Here is a 2,226-nt window from a genome sequence, read left to right on the forward strand (position 1 = left end):
TGCACCTGCCAGTAACTCGTCAAACCGATTAAACTATTTCTTAATTTCAATTAGGAGATAGCCATGAGAAAAATGCGTAGCCTTGAGCAGTGGCGCAACATTATCGAAGAACAACAAGCCAGCGATTTAACTATTACTGAGTTTTGCCAGCAACATGCCTTATCAAAAACAAGCTTTTATGCGGCACGAAGTAAGCTTACTGCTGCATCTGGTAGTTTTGTTCGCGCAAAAGTCACTAAACACGTTGATCCCACTGAACAGCAACAGCCGATCATTCTTGCTATCGGTAACGTGAAAGTCAGCTTGCCATCCACAATGCCTGCCACTTATCTGAGTCAACTGTTACGCGAGCTTGCCTAATGAAAATGTTCGTTGAACCTGCACATATTTACCTCTATCGCGATGCCGTGGATTTTCGAAAATCCATTGATGGTCTGGTCGCAATCGTTGAGGGTGAGCTTGAACGTGATGCCTATACTGGCGCTTTATTTTTATTTTGCAACAAAGCGAAGGATAAACTCAAGCTGGTTTACTGGGATAAAACGGGGTTTGCTTTGTGGTACAAGCGATTAGAAAAGCAAAAGTTCAAATGGCCAAACAAAGCCAGTCTGCAAGAATTTGAGCTCAGTCCAGAGCAACTGGATTGGTTGTTGTCGGGATATGATGTGCTTGGTCATGAAGAGTTGCGGTATAAATCGATGATCTAATCGATCATATTGGCAGTAAATGATCGTTGCCACACCGTCTGTTTTATCTTTGCGTCAAGCAAGAAAACACCGTCAAATTCTGTTAAATTGCGAACATGAAAATTGATGCACACTCACTTCCTGACGACCCAGAACAACTCAAGCGCATGTTGCTTGAGTTGCAACAGCATATGGATGAAAAGTTAGCTGAAAAAGACGCGCAAATTCACGAATTGCTACAAGCTTATAACGCGAAACTAGCCAAAGAGTACGCCAAAAAATCTGAAAAGATGCCGGGTGCAGGCGAAGTATTCAATGAAGCAGAAGATATTCTCGATGAACATGATAAAGCGCTATTGGCCACATCAGCCTCAGTAAAGAAAGAAAAAGCCAAACCGAAACGCCGGCCACTGCCAGCGCAGTTGCCGCGAATTGAGGTGGTTGTTGACCTCGAAGAGGATGACAAAATGTGTGATTGCTGTCAAAGCCCCCTTCACAAAATGGGTGAAAGCAGCAGTGAAGCACTCGAGTTTGTGCCAGCGCATATCAAAGTAATCAAAACCATTCGCCCTAAATATACGTGCCGTCACTGTGAGCGTGAAGGCATTGAAAGTGTGGTAAAAACCGCCCTTATGCCCGCAACAGCCATTCCAAAAAGCATCGCAACGCCCAGCTTGCTGAGCCAAATAATCATGTGTAAATACCAGTTTGGCTTACCACTTTATCGCCAAGAAACCATGTTAGGCGATATTGGTATTGAGTTGAGCAGACAAACCATGTCGAGCTGGATGTTGCGCTGCGCAGACCTGTTGTCCCCTCTGTATCAACGCTTAAAAGACGTGTTGCTATCTCAACCGGTTATTCACGGCGATGAAACCCCGTTAAACGTCATTAATGCAGATAAAGCAACCAGCTATATGTGGCTGTATTGTTGCGGCGATGATAAACCGAGTAAAGGCACGAATATTGTCCTGTTTGATTACCATAACAGTCGCGCAGGCCAATGTGCGGTTGATTTCCTTGATGGTTACGAAGGCTACATGCACGTTGACGGCTACAAGGCTTACGAGCAAACGAATGCAACACTGGTTGCGTGCTTAGCCCATATGCGCCGTAAATTCATCGAGGCTAAAGGCAATAATAAAAAAACCGTCAAAGCAGATGTAGCACTAAACCTTATTCGCAAGCTCTACGGTATTGAGCAAGCCATCAAAGATAAATCGCACGATGAAAAATTCAAGATTAGGCAGAGAAAAGCCAAACCAATCGTTGATGAATTGTATCAATGGTTACTCAAGCATAAAGATAAAATCCCACCAAAAATGGCGTTAGGTGAAGCAATTACCTATGCGATAAATCAGTTTGAGAAATTCAGGCGTTACCTTGATGATGGCAGGCTCAGTATTGATAATAACCGTGCAGAGCGAGCTATAAAACCGTTCGTAATAGGGCGAAAAAACTGGTTGTTCTCAAATACCTGCAATGGTGCTCATGCCAGCGCTATACTTTATAGTCTTGTTGAAACCGCAAAGGCAAATGA

At 43.8% G+C, this 2,226-nt stretch carries 3 protein-coding genes; all 3 read left to right on the top strand.

What is annotated here, in order from left to right; translation table 11 throughout:
• The first annotated feature begins 63 nt into the window (after positions 1–63).
• The gene (tnpA, locus tag H5200_RS22965; RefSeq protein ID WP_182762792.1) at positions 64–360 is read left to right on the top strand and encodes an IS66 family insertion sequence element accessory protein TnpA; all 297 of its coding nucleotides are present in this window, start codon (positions 64–66) and stop codon (positions 358–360) included.
• Positions 360–707, top strand: coding sequence for an IS66 family insertion sequence element accessory protein TnpB (gene tnpB / locus H5200_RS22970; protein ID WP_182762794.1), 348 nt, complete (start codon positions 360–362; stop codon positions 705–707). The genes tnpA and tnpB overlap by 1 nt, the downstream gene beginning before the upstream one ends.
• Before the next feature lie 95 nt (positions 708–802).
• On the top strand, positions 803–2,226 hold a 1,424-nt coding region (gene tnpC, locus H5200_RS22975), incomplete at its 3' end, for an IS66 family transposase (protein ID WP_182762796.1).

The sequence above is a fragment of the Pseudoalteromonas sp. SG43-7 genome, from assembly GCF_014164295.1.
GTDB classification, from domain to species: domain Bacteria; phylum Pseudomonadota; class Gammaproteobacteria; order Enterobacterales; family Alteromonadaceae; genus Pseudoalteromonas; species Pseudoalteromonas rhizosphaerae.

Bases quoted from the DNA above. Each gene is read 5' to 3' on its own strand.
- tnpA (WP_182762792.1), top strand. From the start codon at position 64: ATGAGAAAAATGCGTAGCCTTGAGCAGTGGCGCAACATTATCGAAGAA.
- tnpB (WP_182762794.1), top strand. From the start codon at position 360: ATGAAAATGTTCGTTGAACCTGCACATATTTACCTCTATCGCGATGCC.